16 protein-coding genes are annotated in these 15,256 nt (G+C 66.2%); 4 read left to right on the top strand and 12 right to left on the bottom strand.

Annotated elements, in window-relative coordinates:
- Positions 1-177: 177 nt before the first annotated feature.
- Positions 178-1,458: a deoxyguanosinetriphosphate triphosphohydrolase gene (locus EAH68_RS09880; protein ID WP_126121165.1), complete on the bottom strand. Its 1,281-nt coding sequence runs from the start codon at positions 1,456-1,458 to the stop codon at positions 178-180.
- 1 nt (position 1,459) lies between these two features.
- The gene (locus EAH68_RS09875) at positions 1,460-2,125 is read right to left on the bottom strand and encodes a YdcF family protein (RefSeq protein ID WP_126121164.1); all 666 of its coding nucleotides are present in this window, start codon (positions 2,123-2,125) and stop codon (positions 1,460-1,462) included.
- A 24-nt stretch (positions 2,126-2,149) separates the two neighbouring features.
- Between EAH68_RS09875 and EAH68_RS15085 the strand changes: the two genes are divergently transcribed.
- Both EAH68_RS15085 and EAH68_RS09865 read left to right on the top strand, forming a co-directional pair.
- The gene (locus tag EAH68_RS15085; RefSeq protein WP_126121163.1) at positions 2,150-4,201 is read left to right on the top strand and encodes a TPM domain-containing protein; all 2,052 of its coding nucleotides are present in this window, start codon (positions 2,150-2,152) and stop codon (positions 4,199-4,201) included.
- 52 nt (positions 4,202-4,253) lie between these two features.
- The gene (locus tag EAH68_RS09865; protein WP_126121162.1) at positions 4,254-5,900 is read left to right on the top strand and encodes a hypothetical protein; all 1,647 of its coding nucleotides are present in this window, start codon (positions 4,254-4,256) and stop codon (positions 5,898-5,900) included.
- Between the two features lie 51 nt (positions 5,901-5,951).
- Here EAH68_RS09865 and EAH68_RS09860 read toward each other — a convergent pair whose 3' ends face one another.
- The 5 genes from EAH68_RS09860 to EAH68_RS09840 all read right to left on the bottom strand — a co-directional run bounded on the left by EAH68_RS09860 (position 5,952) and on the right by EAH68_RS09840 (position 9,414).
- Positions 5,952-6,506 carry a PIN domain-containing protein gene (locus tag EAH68_RS09860; RefSeq protein WP_126121161.1) on the bottom strand — a complete coding sequence of 185 codons (555 nt, stop codon included), beginning with the start codon at positions 6,504-6,506 and terminating at the stop codon, positions 5,952-5,954.
- Positions 6,503-6,952 carry a helix-turn-helix domain-containing protein gene (locus tag EAH68_RS09855; protein ID WP_126121160.1) on the bottom strand — a complete coding sequence of 150 codons (450 nt, stop codon included), beginning with the start codon at positions 6,950-6,952 and terminating at the stop codon, positions 6,503-6,505. Before EAH68_RS09855 ends, EAH68_RS09860 begins: the two co-directional genes overlap by 4 nt.
- Positions 6,953-7,059: 107 nt before the next feature.
- Complete coding sequence (locus EAH68_RS09850) at positions 7,060-7,521, bottom strand: hypothetical protein (RefSeq protein WP_126121159.1); 462 nt, start codon at positions 7,519-7,521, stop codon at positions 7,060-7,062.
- Positions 7,522-7,525: 4 nt separating this feature from the next.
- Positions 7,526-8,032: a hypothetical protein gene (locus EAH68_RS09845; RefSeq protein ID WP_126121158.1), complete on the bottom strand. Its 507-nt coding sequence runs from the start codon at positions 8,030-8,032 to the stop codon at positions 7,526-7,528.
- A 2-nt stretch (positions 8,033-8,034) separates the two neighbouring features.
- Positions 8,035-9,414, bottom strand: coding sequence for a glycine--tRNA ligase (locus EAH68_RS09840; RefSeq protein WP_126121157.1), 1,380 nt, complete (start codon positions 9,412-9,414; stop codon positions 8,035-8,037).
- Between the two features lie 334 nt (positions 9,415-9,748).
- Here EAH68_RS09840 and EAH68_RS09835 point away from each other — a divergent pair, with 334 nt between their 5' ends.
- Positions 9,749-10,147: an ArsR/SmtB family transcription factor gene (locus EAH68_RS09835; RefSeq protein WP_126121156.1), complete on the top strand. Its 399-nt coding sequence runs from the start codon at positions 9,749-9,751 to the stop codon at positions 10,145-10,147.
- 71 nt (positions 10,148-10,218) lie between these two features.
- Positions 10,219-10,716, top strand: a complete 498-nt coding sequence (locus EAH68_RS09830; protein ID WP_126121155.1) for a Fur family transcriptional regulator — start codon at positions 10,219-10,221, stop codon at positions 10,714-10,716.
- On the opposite strand, the gene EAH68_RS09825 is transcribed toward EAH68_RS09830, so the two are convergent.
- The 5 genes from EAH68_RS09825 to pdxY all read right to left on the bottom strand — a co-directional run bounded on the left by EAH68_RS09825 (position 10,636) and on the right by pdxY (position 15,238).
- Positions 10,636-11,739, bottom strand: coding sequence for a VIT1/CCC1 transporter family protein (locus EAH68_RS09825; RefSeq protein WP_126121154.1), 1,104 nt, complete (start codon positions 11,737-11,739; stop codon positions 10,636-10,638). The genes EAH68_RS09830 and EAH68_RS09825 overlap by 81 nt on opposite strands.
- 16 nt (positions 11,740-11,755) lie before the next feature.
- On the bottom strand, positions 11,756-12,430 hold the full coding sequence (locus EAH68_RS09820; protein ID WP_439647623.1) for an isoprenyl transferase: 675 nt from the start codon (positions 12,428-12,430) through the stop codon (positions 11,756-11,758).
- A gap of 100 nt (positions 12,431-12,530) precedes the next feature.
- A complete protein-coding gene (gene recO, locus EAH68_RS09815; RefSeq protein ID WP_126121152.1) occupies positions 12,531-13,280 on the bottom strand; it encodes a DNA repair protein RecO in 750 nt (249 codons plus the stop codon).
- A gap of 6 nt (positions 13,281-13,286) precedes the next feature.
- Positions 13,287-14,207, bottom strand: coding sequence for a GTPase Era (gene era / locus EAH68_RS09810; RefSeq protein ID WP_126121151.1), 921 nt, complete (start codon positions 14,205-14,207; stop codon positions 13,287-13,289).
- 179 nt (positions 14,208-14,386) lie between these two features.
- Positions 14,387-15,238, bottom strand: a complete 852-nt coding sequence (gene pdxY, locus EAH68_RS09805; protein ID WP_126121150.1) for a pyridoxal kinase PdxY — start codon at positions 15,236-15,238, stop codon at positions 14,387-14,389.
- Positions 15,239-15,256 lie beyond the last annotated feature (18 nt).

Below are 15,256 nucleotides of genomic sequence, written 5' to 3'. Positions count from 1 at the left end.
AGCCCCACCTCGTGGTCAGCTACGCACTCTGAATCGTGAAGAGCCGCCAAACCCTGTGAAGACAGACCCTGCGATCACCTCCGTTTGGCTTGCAAAGCCCGCGAGGAGTTGGTTTCTCCGGCTCCTCGCGGGTTCGTGATCCCAGGGTGTGTGATCGCGGGGTGCAGCAGCCCTCCCCTACCCCAGAAACGGCGCCAGTCCCGCCGAGCGTTTCGCCAACCGCTCCAGGCGCGATTCGGTCATCGAGGCGATCTGGTCCACCACCACGCGCTGCTGCTCCGCGTCGGTCTCGGCCTCGTTCCACCACTGGCGGTACATCGGGTCCAGCGACCCCGGTGCACCGGCGGTGAGGTAGTCGAAGACGCGGAAGATGCGTTCGCGCTGGCGGTCCTGGCGGGCGAGGTGCACCGGGGCATCCATGACGTAGAGCACCGCGATGGTCTTGAGCAGCGTGACCTCGGCCTGGGCCTGCGGCGGGATGGCCAGCCGGCCGTGGTAGCGGCCCAACGGTCGGCCATCTGCCTCCCCTACCGTCGCGCCGATGGTTGCGCCGACATAGCGGCCCACCAGCTCGGAGGTCATCCGCTTCAGGCCCGCGTAGCCGGTGAGACTGTGGTCGAAGTCGGCTGCGCGGCTGACCACGGTGAGCTGGCGGAGGGAGTCGGCGGCGTCGAGAAGCTCTTCGGGGGTGCCGCCGAAGGCGCGGGCACCTTTTTCTGCCAGCGCGGCGAGTTCGACCAGGTCCCAGAGGACGTGGAGGTTGATGCGCCCGGAGACGATGCCGTCCTCCACATCGTGGACGGAGTAGGCGATGTCGTCGGCCCAGTCCATGGTCTGGGCCTCCATGGACGGGCACTCGTCGGTGTGGCCCTCGCGCAGCCAGGTGAGGATGTCGGCGTCGGCGTCGTAGCAGCCGTATTTGCGGTTGACGGTGCCGTCCGCGTTGGTGCGGGTGCGCGGGTATTTGCAGGCGGCATCCAGGGCCGCGCGGGTGAGGTTGAGACCGAAGCTCTCCCCCGCCGGGGAGACGGTCTTGGGCTCCAGCCGGGTGAGGATGCGCAGGGTCTGGGCGTTGCCCTCGAAGCCCCCGCAGTCGGCGGCGACCTCGTTGAGCGCCATCTCGCCGTTGTGGCCGTAGGGCGGGTGGCCGATGTCGTGGGTCAGGCCGGCCATCTCGCACAGGTCGGGGTCCAGGCCGAGGCCGGAGCCGATGCCGCGGGCGATCTGCGCGACCTCCAGGGAGTGGGTGAGCCGGGTACGTGGGGTGTCACCGTCGCGGGGGCCAACAACCTGGGTTTTGTCGGCGAGACGCCGTAACGCGGCAGAGTGCAGCACGCGGGCGCGGTCGCGGCCGAAATCCCCCCGGTGGTCGGGTGTGGAGTCGGTGAACTCACTGCCCTTGGGGCGCTCGTGGTGGCGGCGTTCGAGATCGTCCTCGGTGTAGGCGTACGTGTCCATTTCAGTCCAGGTTATCGGCCAGCACCTCGTGTCGGGTCCGGCGCGAGGGACGCAGACTGCCCTGCAGCCTGCGGAGTATCGTTTCCAGCCTATCTCCCACGGTGCGGCCGAAGACGCGGGACGCGTCGACAACCGCCAGGCCGCCGACCTCGTGGCTGAGCGCGAGCCACCAGGACCGGTCCGGGAAACGCGTCGGGCTGGTGTGGGTGGGTGAGGCGAGGGCGTCGATACCCGCCTGCTTCGCAATCAGCTCCGCCCGCAGCGCATGCGTCGGATCGGTGACGACGATGCTCTTGCGGGGCTGGTGCTCCGCGAGGAAGGCCTCGAAGGAACCGCGGGTGTCGTTGCCCTGCGGCACGGCCGTGACCTGGTCCTCCGGCACGCCGTGCTTGATCAGGTAGGTGCGGGAGACCTCGGCCTCGGTGTAGCGGTCACCGGGGAGGTTCCCGCCGAGGGTGTAGATGTGCTCGGCGCGGTCGCCGCGCCAGAGCTCAAGCGCGTGGTCGAGGCGGGCGACCAGCTGGAGGGAGGGGTTGCCGTCATACTGGGCGGTGCCGAGCACCAGCAGATCGGGGCGTGGGACGGGGAGAGGGCGGCGTCGATAGGCGTGGACGAGGATGCGGACGGGGCGGTGCAGCAGCAGCGCCGGGAGGAGATACCACTTCATGTATTCGACGGTAGTCTGGGTCACATGCATCCATCGCTCCCCCGCTTAAAAACCCTGGCCGCAGCCTCGGCGATCACCGCCGCCGTCCTCGTGGGGGGCGCGCCACTGGCCGCTGGCCTGGACACCGTTGAACAGGCGCAGCTCACCCAGACGGGCGCCATCGCGCCGGAGCGTCTGTCCGCACCCGTCACCGACCACTCCGGGGTGCTTGAGGCTGCGGACATCAACGATCTGACCGAGAAGATCCAGCAGTACAAGATCGACGCCCATAAATCGATCTTCGTGGTCTTCCTCCCCAGCTTCGGTGACCTGACCCCGGAGGAGTGGACGCGTCAGGCCGTGGACCTCAACGGCGGCGGCAATACCGCGGTCCTGGCCGTGGCCACCCAGGACCGGCAGTTCGGCATCTTCGGTGGTTCCGACTGGTCGGATCAGGAACGCGACGAGATGTACGACGCCGCCTTCCCCTTCCTGGTGGAAAACGACTGGTTCGGCGCGGCTGATGCCGCCGTCGACGCGGCCGCCAGCTCCGGGGAGATGTCCGGCGAATCCGTCGCGTGGCTGGCCGGTGGCGCCGGTGCCGCCGTGACCGCAGGCGGTGGCATCTGGGCGTATTCGCGGCGCAAGCGGAAGCAGACCGAGGCCGCCGTGCTGGAGGACTCCCGCGAGATCGACCCCCGCGACACCGGGCGCCTGGCGCGTCTGCCCATGGAGACCCTCGAGCAGCTCGCCCAGGAAGAGCTGGTGTCCACGGATGAGTCCATCCGTCTCGGCCGGGAGGAGCTGGACCTGGCGATCGCCGAGTTCGGGCCCGAGCGCACCCGCAGCTTCACCCGCGCGATGAACCACTCCACCACCACCCTGCAGAAGGCCTTCGCCCTGCAGCAACGCCTCAACGACTCCATCCCCGAATCCGAGGCCGAACGCCGCGGCATGCTCGTGGAGATCATCTCCTCCTGCGGCCAGGCCGATGAGGTTCTCGACGCCGAGTCCGCCAGCTTCGCCGACATGCGCAACCTGCTGGCCACCGCCGACCGCAAGATCGACGAGCTGACCCAGCGCACCATCGACGTGCGCACCCGCCTCCCCCAGGCTGAATCGACTATGGAGGCGCTGCGCGAGCGATACTCCCCCGAGGTGCTGGCTTCCATCGACGACAACGTATCGCTTGCTACAGCGGCGCTCGATGAGGCCGAGAAGTCGTTGGCGGAGGCCCGCGGTTTGGAATCCCGCCCCGCCGGTGAGCAGGGCGGACTCGTCGAGGCCATCCGCCACTCCGAGCACGCCATCGAACGCGCCGACCACATGCTGCGCAGCATCGAGCGTGCCGACGAGCACATCGCCACCGCCCAGGCCGGCATTGACGACCTCATCGCCGAGGTCGAGGGCGAGATCGGTGAGGCCGGCGACCTCAAACGCCGCGGTGTGTCCGAGGGCGCGCGTGCCGACTGGGCCGCGCTCGATGACGTCGTCGGCCGCGCCATCACCACCCTCGACCAGGCCCGCGAACTCAAGAGCTCCGACCCCCTGAGCGCCTACACCCTGCTCTCCGACATCGACGCCGAACTCGACGAGCATCTCGACGCCGTCCGCGAGACCACCGCCGACCAGTCCCGCCAGCTCCAGCTCCTGGACCACCAGCTGCAGTCCGCCAACTCCACCATCCAGGGCGCGGAGGACCTCATCGCCTCCCGCGGCCGCGTGGTCAAGGCCCAGGCCCGCACCTACCTTGCCGACGCCAAGCGCCTCCACGCCCAGGCCCTGCAGATGCGGGTCACCGACACCCGCAGTGCCATCGAGGCCGCGCGCCAGGCCACTGTGTCCGCCAAGCGTGCCTCCCGGCAGGCCCAGGCCGACATCGACGACTACCAGCGCCGCCAGCAGCAGGGCCGCGGCGGTGGCTCCGGGATGGGTGGCTTCGTCGCAGGCATGCTCATCAACGAGATCCTCTCCGGCGGTGGCCGCGGCGGCGGTGGATTCGGCGGTGGATTCGGCGGCGGCTTCGGCGGGGGCTTCGGCGGGGGCGGCGGTTTTGGTGGCGGCGGTGGTGGTGGTTTCCGGGGCGGGTCGTTCTAAGGCTTTCCAGGAAGTGTCCGCCCGGTAGTTTTGACGGCGATAGCATGGCCTCATGGAGATGCAACGGGAGCAGAGGTCACAGCGCCAACGCCAGGCCGTGGTGCTCATCCACGGAATAGGCGACCAACGGCCGATGGACACCCTACGTGCGTTCATGGCGGGGATCGGCGTTCCGGAGTACTACAGCAAACCCCACCGGTACTCCAGCAACTACGAGCTGCGACGCTTCTCCAGCCACGGCTCCCACCCGCGGCCGGAGACCGACTTCTTCGAGTTCTACTGGGCCCACCACTTCCCTGCCGGACGTCTCTTCGCCACCCTGCGGTGGCTGTTCACAGACCTCCTCTTCCGCCGTCCGTTCTGGGGCCACCAACCGCCACTGCGAAGGCCGATCGGCATCTTCCAGGCCGCGGTGACGGCCCTGGTACTTATCTTCCTGACCGCCGTCGGGGGTTGGTTGGGGTTTATCGGACTCCCCGCGGGCAGCGCCCAGCTCCTGAGCCGGATACTCATCATCGCCGCCGTCGTGGCTCTGGTGGTTGTCCTGCTCGCCGGCGGGTTCCTGACCAGGTCGCTGGCTGACGCCAAGTTCTACCTCTCCGGTGCCCCCGGCAGTCTCAAGGCCCGCAACGAGATCCGGGCCGAGGGCCTCAGCCTTCTTCATGCCCTGCACGATGCGGGAACCTATGAACGGATCGTGGTCGTCGGTCACAGCCTGGGTTCGGTGATCGGCCTCGATCTGATCCGCCTGGCGTGGGACGAGCTGCGCCATCCTGACCCGGCCCTGGCGGAGGCCCCGGACGATTACCCCACCACGCTGGCGGCCAATTTCGACAACCTGGTCGAACTGCTTCCCCCGGATCCGGACCCGGAGGATCTGGAGAACTGGCAGCAGGCCCAGCACGCACTCTGGGTGGAGTCCCGGCATCGGGGCATGCGCTGGCTGATCACCGACTTCATCACCCTCGGCTCACCACTGACATACGCGGATTTCCTGCTCTCCCGATCCAACGCCCGGTTCCAGGAACGCAAGACGCAACGCGAGTATCCGGAATGCCCGCCGATTGATGATCGCGGTGGGGTCTTCTACAGCCGTCAGTACACCCGGGAGGACGGGTGGCACACCCTCGGGGGCAGGTCACCCCGCAACGCCCTCGTGGCCCACCATGGTGCCCCGTTCGCGGTGACGCGCTGGTCGAATGCGTATTTTCCCAGGTGGTTATTTTTCGGGGATCTCGTGGGTGGCCCGCTGGCGTCAAAATTCGGCTGCGGAATACGCGATGTCGCCGTGCGGGCAGCATCGTTGCGCCGGTGGTCCCGGCGAGACATCTTCCCCTGGGTGCACTCCCGGTACTGGCGGTTGGACTCCGAGGCCTCTGTTGTCCAGGACCTGGTGGAAGAGGAGCTCCGGTTGAAGAAACAGGAACGGGAACTGACGAAGCAGTCCGAGGGCCCCGCCGAGCAGAAGCTGCAGGCGGTCCGTCGGGAGCTGGAGCTGGTGCGGGAGAAAATTCTGGACAACAGGAAGGCGATACAACACGAACGCGGGAAGGTGGACGAGAAGAGCGGGACGCTCGTTGCCTACCGGGCCCTGGCCGAATTCCTTCGGCTGAACAACCAGAAGGCCGCCAAGCACTACCCTCCACCTTCAGGGCCGCGGTTGCGCCGTCCGGTACCGTTCACCGCCCCACCGGAATAGGTCGACCGGTCGCCTGCACCCGTGGAGCGAGGGACCTGGCCGCGTCCAGAACTAGCGACGTAGCAGTGCGGCAGCGGAAGGTGCTCCTGACTTTGCCAGCGCATCAAGGACATCGTCAATCGTTCTGGGCGGGTTCTTGAATGCGGCCGCGGCATACGTAATGGCCTGATGGACACGAGGACCGAAGAGATCAATTTGATCACACAGGAACTCGTCCGCTCCCTGAATTTCGATGTTGTACCGGTTCAACACCTCCGAGGGAAAATCCCGTTTATTCTCGGTGACTATCACCTGAGCACCACACCGGATGGCAGCCGCCAGGACATGTCGGTCATCAGGATCAGGGAGCGTCAAAGCTTCGATCAGGTCCTCGTAACCGGTGACGAGACAATCATCAACTGCTTTGCACATGAGTTGCCTAGTTCTACGAAGCTTGACCGGATCCAGGTCCGGACGATTGGTCTCAAGATTCCGGAACACTTCATCCAGTATCTGGTCAGTCCATCGGGCTCGAAAAATACCGGTAGATGCGAGACGGATGAGGATGTCCCTGAGCATGTTGGGGTAGAGCACATTGGCGTCGTAGAGAACGGTGAATCCGCTCACTCGTACAGCCCCATCTCATCGTTGAGGGCAGCGAGTTCATCTGCGGCAGCGCGAACTTCCAGGTCCCGCTGGTGCTTGTAGGTATAGACATCCGCCGCGTATATACGTCGGTGTGTTCCTACTTTATGTCCCTGCAGAACGCCTTCGTCGATGAGTTTGACTACGTGTGGTCGGGACACATTGAGAACATCGGCCACCTGTTGAGTCGTTAGCTCGGCATGCATGGGCATCACCCCGACATGCCTTCCGGCCGCGGCATTCACCAGGATTTCCCGAAGCAGGGCGGCGACTTCCCGCGGAAGGCGGATAGCTTCATCGGACTGTTCAACGACAACGTCGAGAGTTCCCTGTTCAGGAAGACTGTCCAACACTTGGTTAAGCCGCTGCAAAGCCTTCCGAGCGGTGCCCGCTACATCTGTTCCGTTGCTGTCTTTTAGTTGTGCCATGCCCCCAATCTACCGAACAAACGAAATAATCGAAACGAGTTTCTGACGGCCAACTGTCCCGCTGAAAACAGCGCGCAATAACTGACGCACCGCCACGCACCCAGCCCCTAAATCCGCGGCCGCCGCACCGGGGAGTCGACCAGGACGCAGCCCCAGGAGAGGAAGACGGCGTCGACAAGCGGGAGGTCGGCGACGGCGGGGCCAGGATGGAATTCCACGCGCCCGCTGATCAGGGGGCGGACGCGGGCGACGATGTCGCCGTCGGCGTCGATGATGTGGCGGGCCTTGCGCCAGACGGAGCTGCGCTGGAGGGTGTAGCGGCGGCCGTCGCAGTCGGCGAGCAGGGTGCTCACGGTCATGCGGCTCTGCACGAGGGTGAACACACGGCCGTCGCCGGTGGTGGCCCGGGCCCGGAACTGGAAGGGGCCGGGCTCGGACTCGATGAGCAGGCGCTCGGAGTCGAAGATGATGACATCGGAGCGGACGGCGGCGAGGCGGGAACGGTGAGCGTCGAAAAGCTCGTTGCCCTCCCAGGTCCAGGGGCCGACCGGCCGCTCCTCGCTGCCCATGCGTCTAAAAGATGAACGCCAGGACCGCGATGACGGACATGATGATCAGCGTGCCGATGAGCACCAGCGAGGACCGGCCCAGACGCGACTCCAGCACGAGACGGACCAGCCAGCTGAGGCCGGCGACGGTCTCCACGGGCAGGTCGGTCTCCCCCTCGAACTCGAGGATGGACTGCCGCACGCCGTTGCCGGCACCGGAGAACTGGCCGATCTTCTCGCCGGCGGCGTCCTCGATGATCCAGTTGGTGGAGGCCTCGTTGATCAGCGAGTACTTCGTGCCGGCGACATCGACCGTGATGGTCTTGTCGCGGCCGAAGTTGCCGGGGGCGTCGAGGACGCGGCCGTCGGCAAGCGTGGCCCTGGCGCCGGTCTCCTTCGTGAAGGAGAGCCCCCAGACCTGGCCGTCAACGGTCGCGGCGTCCGCGGTGAAACGGCCGAGCTCGGCCGGCCCGCCCTCAGCGAGGAGGACGGGCGCATCCGTGTCGGTGCGGTCCCAACTGGTGTAGTGCACGACTAGCAGCCGATCAGACGCTGCGCCAGGTAGCCCTGGAGCTCATCGAGCGGCACACGCTCCTGCTCCATGGTGTCGCGCTCACGGACGGTGACGGCGTTGTCCTCGAGGGTGTCGAAGTCCACGGTCACGCAGAACGGGGTACCGATCTCATCCTGGCGGCGGTAACGGCGGCCGATGGCACCGGAGGTGTCGTACTCGACGTTCCAGAACTCGCGCAGGCCCGCGGCGATGTGCTCAGCCGGGCCGGCCAGCTCCGGCTTCTTCGACAGCGGCAGCACGGCCACCTTCACCGGTGCCAGACGACGGTCGAGCTTGAGCACGACACGCTTGTCCACGCCACCCTTGGAGTTCGGGGCCTCATCCTCGGTGTAGGCGTCGACGAGGAAGGCCATGAACGCACGGCCCAGGCCGGCGGCCGGCTCAATGACGTAGGGGTACCAGCGCTCGCCGGACTCCTGGTCGAAGTAGGACAGGTCCTCGCCGGAGCCCTCGGAGTGGGTCTTGAGGTCATAGTCGGTGCGGTTGGCGATGCCCTCCAGCTCACCCCACTTGGAGCCGGTGAAGCCGTAGGCGTACTCGATGTCGACGGTGCGCTTGGAGTAGTGGGACAGGTCCTCCTGGGCGTGCTCGTAGAAGCGCAGGTTCTCACGCTTGATGCCCAGGTTGACGTACCACTCCATGCGGTCGTCGATCCACTTCTGGTGCCACTCTTCATCGGTGCCCGGCTTGACGAAGAACTCCAGCTCCATCTGCTCGAACTCGCGGGTACGGAAGATGAAGTTGCCCGGGGTGATCTCGTTGCGGAAGGACTTGCCGATGTTGGCGATACCGAACGGCGGCTTCATGCGCGCGGACGTCATGACGTTCTTGAAGTTGACGAAGATGCCCTGCGCGGTCTCCGGGCGGAGGTAGTGCAGACCCTCCTCATCGTCGACCGGACCCAGGAAGGTCTTCAGCAGACCGGAGAAGGGGCGCGGCTCGGTCCAGTTGCCCGGCTGGCCGGTCTCCGGATCGTTGATGTCGGCCAGGCCGTTCGCCGGCGGGTGGCCGTGCTTCGCCTCGTAGGCCTCGAGCAGGTGGTCAGCGCGGTAGCGCTTGTGGGTGTGCAGCGACTCCACCAGCGGGTCCGTGAAGACCTCGACGTGACCGGAGGTGACCCAGACCTGACGCGGCTGGATGATGGAGGTGTCCACTCCGACGACGTCGGGGCGGGCGGTGACCATGTGACGCCACCACTGGCGCTTGATGTTCTCCTTGAGCTCGACACCGAGCGGACCGTAGTCCCATGCAGAGCGGGAACCGCCGTAGATCTCGCCGGCCTGGTAGACCAGACCGCGGCGCTTGCACAGGTTGACGACGGTATCGATGACGGACGCCATGATGGCTTCAGACTCCTCTGGTAGGGGACAAGTCAATCAGACAACGAGTGTAGCCGTTGCGGGTTCTGTACAGGGCCGTGGGGTTGAGGTGGGGTTGAGGTGCCCCTTCCCTCCCCCGTTACTTCCCCCCGAAACCGTCTTCCTCAGGCGAATATAAGGGTCGAGTTTCAGTGGGATACCTTAAATGTCTAAGCTGATAGTTGACCACGGCACTATCGCCAACCCAGCACGTAGAGACACATATGCGACTACCGGAGAGCTGGACTAGCACAACCTATGGTCTAGATCACCGTGCAGCGGGGAATCTGAGCCCTCTCGAAAGAATGAGTTTGTGATGAACACCTTTTCGGACACCGATCTGGATGCCGCCGAGACCGTCATCGGCGCCCTCGATTCCCGTCTCCGGGTCCAGATCATCTGGCGCCTGTCGGTCCGGGACCACTTCGTCCACGAACTCGTGGACGGCCTGGAGAAGTCCCAGCCCCTGATCAGCCAGCACCTGCGCGTGCTCAAGCGCTCCGGCATCGTCGACTCTGAACGCCGCGGCCGCGAAGTCGTGTACCGCCTCGTCATCCCCGAGGTCGCCCAGCTCATCGACGCCGCCGTCACCATCGGCCACCGCGCCCTCGACGAGCGCCAGCAGCTGGCCACCGGCCGCCGCGAGCCCTCCCCCCGCATCGTGCCCATCGCACACCGCAACACCCGGCAGGTTGCCACCGCTCCCCTCGCCTGACCCGCGGATCTTGCCCGTGACATGGATAATGGGACACATACTCATCTCCCAGCCCTGAGAAAGAACCGGCCATGCCACCCTTGTCGTCCGGTGTGCCCAAAGTCGGCGCACGCAACACCCGTCAGCGCACCGCGGTGATCAACATCCTCTCCGAGATCGACACCTTCGCCTCCGCCAGGGACATCCACGGCGAACTCGAGGAACGCGACGTGCAGGTCGGCCTGACCACCGTCTACCGCACCCTCCAGTCGCTTGCCGAGCTCAAGGCCGTCGACGTCCTCCACATGGCCTCCGGCGAGACCCTCTACCGCCAGTGCACCTCCCCCCACCATCACCACCACCTGGTGTGCACCCGGTGCGGACGCACCGAGGAGATCGACGGCGGCCCCGTCGAGACCTGGGCCAGGGCGGTGGCCAAGGAGAACAACTTCCAGCTCACCGGGCATGACGCCGAGATCTACGGCGTGTGCCCCAGGTGTGCCGGGCTGCTAACCGATGACAGTGCCGAAGGCCAGCCCCAGCAGGTAGGTGATGGCGGCGGCCCCCAGGCCGATGAGCAGCTGGCGTAAGGCGCGGGTCAGCGGCGGTTTGCCGGAGAGCACGCCCACCACCCCACCGGTGCCCAGCAGCGCCAGGGAGACCAGCACCATAGCGATGACTGCACCCACCAGTGGTGAAGCCCCGAAGATAAAAGGGATGATCGGGATCAGCGCACCGCCGGCGAAGAAGAGGAAGCTGGAACTGGCCGCGGCCCAGGGGGAGCCGACGACCTCGCTGGGGCTGGCCCAGATGGTCTCCCCGCCGGGGCTGTCCTCCCGGTCCAGGCCGATGGCCTGCTCGAGTGCCATACGGGAGAACTCGGCCTTGGCCTTGTCGTCGGCCTCCTTCTCCCCCATCCCACGGGCCCGGTAGACCAGGGCCAGTTCGTTGGCGTTGACGTCCAGGGAGGGCAGCAGTTTATGCGCCTTGGGGTGCGGGGTGGAGGCCTCGAGGAGCTCGCGTTGGGAGGTCACCGAGACGTACTCCCCCGCCGCCATCGACAAGGCGCCAGCCAGCAGGCCGGAGATGCCGGTGAGCAGGATGAGGTTCGAGGAGACCCCCGAACCCATGATGCCGACGACGAGTGCCAGGTTGGACACCAGTCCGTCATTGGCACCGAAGACGGCCGCGCGGAAGTTACCCGAGATCTTCTCCCGGCCCCGGGCCGCCAAACCGCGGACCACCTCGGCGTGGATGCGTTCATCGGCGGCGATCTGCGGGGAGGCGTCCTCGTCCTTGACATACGGGTTGCGGGCCTCGGCGGTCTGCATGAGCGCGAGGGTGAACACCGAACCGAAACGCCGGGCCAGGAAGCCCAGGAAGCGGGTGTTCAGATCGGGTTGGCGGGGGAAGCCGACGTAGTCGCCGAGCTTCTCGCGCCAGAACTTCTCGTGGCGGGCCTCGGAATCGGCCAGGGCCTCGAGGATCTCGCGTTCCTCACCGGTCTTCTTCCGCGCCAGCTCCCGGTAGAGGGCGGCCTCGGCGCGTTCGTTCGCCAGGTACCTGCGCCACCGGTTGATCTGCGCCCGCGTCGGTTCCCCCTTGATGGGCATATTCCTCTTCCCGACCCTAAGCCTTCGTCCCGCCGAAACGGCGGTCCCGGGCAGCGTACTCCACCACCGCGTCGAAAAGGTCCTGCGGCGTGAAGTCCGGGAAGAGTTTGTCCTGGTAGACCAGCTCCGCATAGGCCGAGTGCCAGGGCAGGAAATTCGAGGTCCGCTTCTCCCCCGAGGGGCGCAGGAACAGGTCCACGTCCGGCATGTCCGGCTGGTCGAGGAACTGCGGGAAGGTCTTCTCGGTGATCTGCTCGGGGCGCAGCTGCCCGGCGGCGGCGCGGCGGGCGACCTCCTGGGCGGCGTCGACAAGCTCGGCACGCCCGCCGTAATTGACGCACATCGCCAGCGTCATGCGCGTGTTGTCCTTCGTCAGCTCCTCGGCCGCCTCCAGCTCGCGGATGACGCTGCGCCACAGACGCGGGCGCCGGCCCACCCAGCGCACCCGCACCCCCTTGGTGTTGAGTTCATCGCGCTGGCGGCGCAGTACATCCCGGTTGAAGCCCATGAGGAAACGCACCTCATCGGCCGAACGTCGCCAGTTCTCCGTGGAGAAGGCGTACGCCGACAGATACGGCACCCCGAGTGCCAGGCAGGCGTCGACGATGTCCATGAGGACGGCCTCACCACGCTTATGCCCCTCCGTGCGCTTGAGCCCGCGTTCCTGCGCCCACCGGCCGTTGCCGTCCATCACCAGGGCGATGTGATCGGGAATGAACTGGGCCGGGATATCCGGCGGGGTGAGGGCTGCGGGATTGTTGTTCACGCCGACCATTGTGCCACCCGGCACCTCAGGTCTGATCCATCACGCCCAGGCTGGTCACCTTCTGCTCCAGATGCCACTGCAGATGCGCCCGGGTCAGCCGGTGCGCGGTGGTGCTCAGGTGCCCGCCCTCGGCAGATTCCACCAGCTGCAGCGCCGCCGGCCAGTGCGAATGATTGAGCAGCCACATCAGGTGCAGCGCCTCCTCCGGCACCTCCGCCGAACCCGGGGGCCGGCACTGCACGCACGCCGCCCCGCCGATCGCCGGATGGAAGGCATGGTGCGGCCCCGGCGCCCCGCACTGGGCGCAGTCGAAGAGGCTCGGCGCCCAACCGGCGTGCGTCATCGCCTGCAGCAGGAAACCGTCGAGCACCACCGTCGGGTGCTTCGTCTGCTGCATCCGGGCGAGGGTCTCCGTGAGGTGGTCGAAGAGCCAGGGATCGCCCTCCTGCGCGGCCGTGGCCAGCCGTTCCGCGGATTCCAGGGCGGCGCAGGCGGCGGTGTAACGCTCATAATCGTCGATGATGCCCGAGCCGTAATAGGCCACCGTGTCCGCACCCGTCACCGACTCCAGGTTGCGGCCCGGGTAGAGCTGGACGTCGATATCCACGAAGTGCTGCAGGCGGGAGCCGAAGCGCGACTTCGATCGCCGCACTCCCTTTGCGACGCCCCTTCGTATCCCGTGGTTGCGCGTCAGCAGGACGATGATGCGGTCGGCCTCACCGAAATCGTGGGTGCGCACCACCAGTGCGCGATCACGGTAGGACTCCCTGCGCATTTTCTTCTAGAACCCCAGGCGGCCCAGGGACTTCGGGTCGGACTGCCAGTTCTTCAGCACCTTGATCCGCAGATCCAGGAACACGTTCTGCCCCAGCAGCTTGATGATCTCCTGACGGGCGTTGTGGATGATCCGGCCCATCCGGCGGTTGTCCCGGCCCATGATGATGGACTTCTGCCCTTCACGCTCCACGTAGATGATCGCGTGGATATCCAGGCGCTTCGGGTTCTCCGGGCTGGGCAGGACCTCATCGACCTCCACGGCCACCGAGTGCGGCAGCTCATCCTTGAGACCGGACAGCGCTGCCTCACGGATCAGCTCCGAGATACGCTTCTCCGTGTCCTCATCCGTGACGTGGTCGTCCGGGTAGAACTTGGGGCCTTCCGGGAGGAGGGAGGTGATGACGTCGAGAAGCACATCCACCTGCGTGCCGTCCGCGGCAGAGACCGGGACCACCTCGGCGTCCCCACCCAGCAGATCATGGAGTGCCAGCAGCTGCGCACCCACCTGGTCCTTGGAGGCCTTGTCCAGCTTGGTCACGATCCCCAGGATCGGTGTTTTCGGCGCCACCGTCCGCAGATTCTCCAGGATCCACCGGTCACCGGGGCCGATCTTCTCATCCGCCGGGACAGTGAAACCGATGAGGTCCACATCCGCGTAGGTGTCCTTGACAATCTCATTGAGCCGCTCCCCCAGCAGCGTCCGCGGCTTATGCAGCCCCGGGGTGTCCACCACGATCACCTGCGCGTCCGGGCGGTGCACGATACCGCGGATCGGGTGGCGCGTGGTCTCCGGCTGGTTCGCCGTGATCGCGATCTTCTCGCCCACCAGGGCGTTGGTGAGCGTCGACTTACCCGTGTTCGGGCGGCCGACGAAACTGACGAAACCGGAGCGGAAGCCCTCCGGGGTGTCGGTGAAACTGCTGATGTGGGACTCCTAGGTCAGGGGGATGTTTGTTCCAGGTTACTCCGCGGAACGGCTGGTGTTGATGGGGCTGGGAAGGGGCTTCGGAAAATGTCACATAATACGAATGCATGTAAAACTATAAGAGCAGGTGGCAGCGAAAACTGGTGATTGTTGACGTGACATTTTACGACAGCTGAAAACTACCGAACCTGGTCCACCGCGAACTGCAGGCGCGGGTTGGCGTAGGCGTCCTGGGACTCGATGAGCAGCAGCTCACGGGAATCAGCCTGGTAGGTGTTCTCCACCAGGTCGAAGACGGAGGAGGCGGTGCGCGCCAGGGCATCGGCGGCGTCCCCGGTGGAGACGTAGTGGCCGGTGAACAGGGCGGCGGTGACATCGCCGGAACCGTTGCGCTTGAAGGGCAGGTACGGGGTCTGCACGAGCCAGGCACCGGCGTCGTTGACGGCGAGCATCTCGATGGTGCCTTCCGGGCGCTCGGGACGCTCCAGGGAGGTGACCAGCACGGTGGACGGGCCCATCTCGCGGGCGGCGTCAACCGCGTCGAGGGTGGTGGCCAGGTCGGAAGCCTCGCGGCCGGTGAGGAAACCCAGCTCGAACTGGTTCGGGGTGATGATGTCGGCGACCGGGACAACACGGTCGCGCAGCAGCGGCGGGATGGCGTCGCCGACGTGGCAGCCGGACTTCGCGTTGCCCATGACCGGGTCGCAGGCGTAGACGGCCTTCGGGTTGGCGGCCTTGACGCGGGCGACGGCGTCGATGATGACGTCAGCGATGTCGGAGCCGCCCTGGTAGCCGGAGAGGACGGCGTCGACACGTGCGAGCGCACCGCGCTCCTCGATACCGGTGATGATGTCGGCGACATCGGCGGCCGGGATCATCGGGCCCCGCCAGGAGCCGTAGCCGGTGTGGTTGGAGTAGTTGACGGTGTACACCGGCCACACCTCGTGGCCGAGGCGCTGGAGCGGGAAGACGGCAGCGGAGTTACCGACATGGCCGTAGGCCACTGAGGACTGGATGGAAAGGATGTTCACGCTGGATATTGTGCTCCT

This window comes from Corynebacterium hylobatis (assembly GCF_003955685.1).
Classification (GTDB): Bacteria; Actinomycetota; Actinomycetes; order Mycobacteriales; family Mycobacteriaceae; genus Corynebacterium; species Corynebacterium hylobatis.
This window is presented reverse-complemented; position numbering and strand designations above follow the sequence as displayed.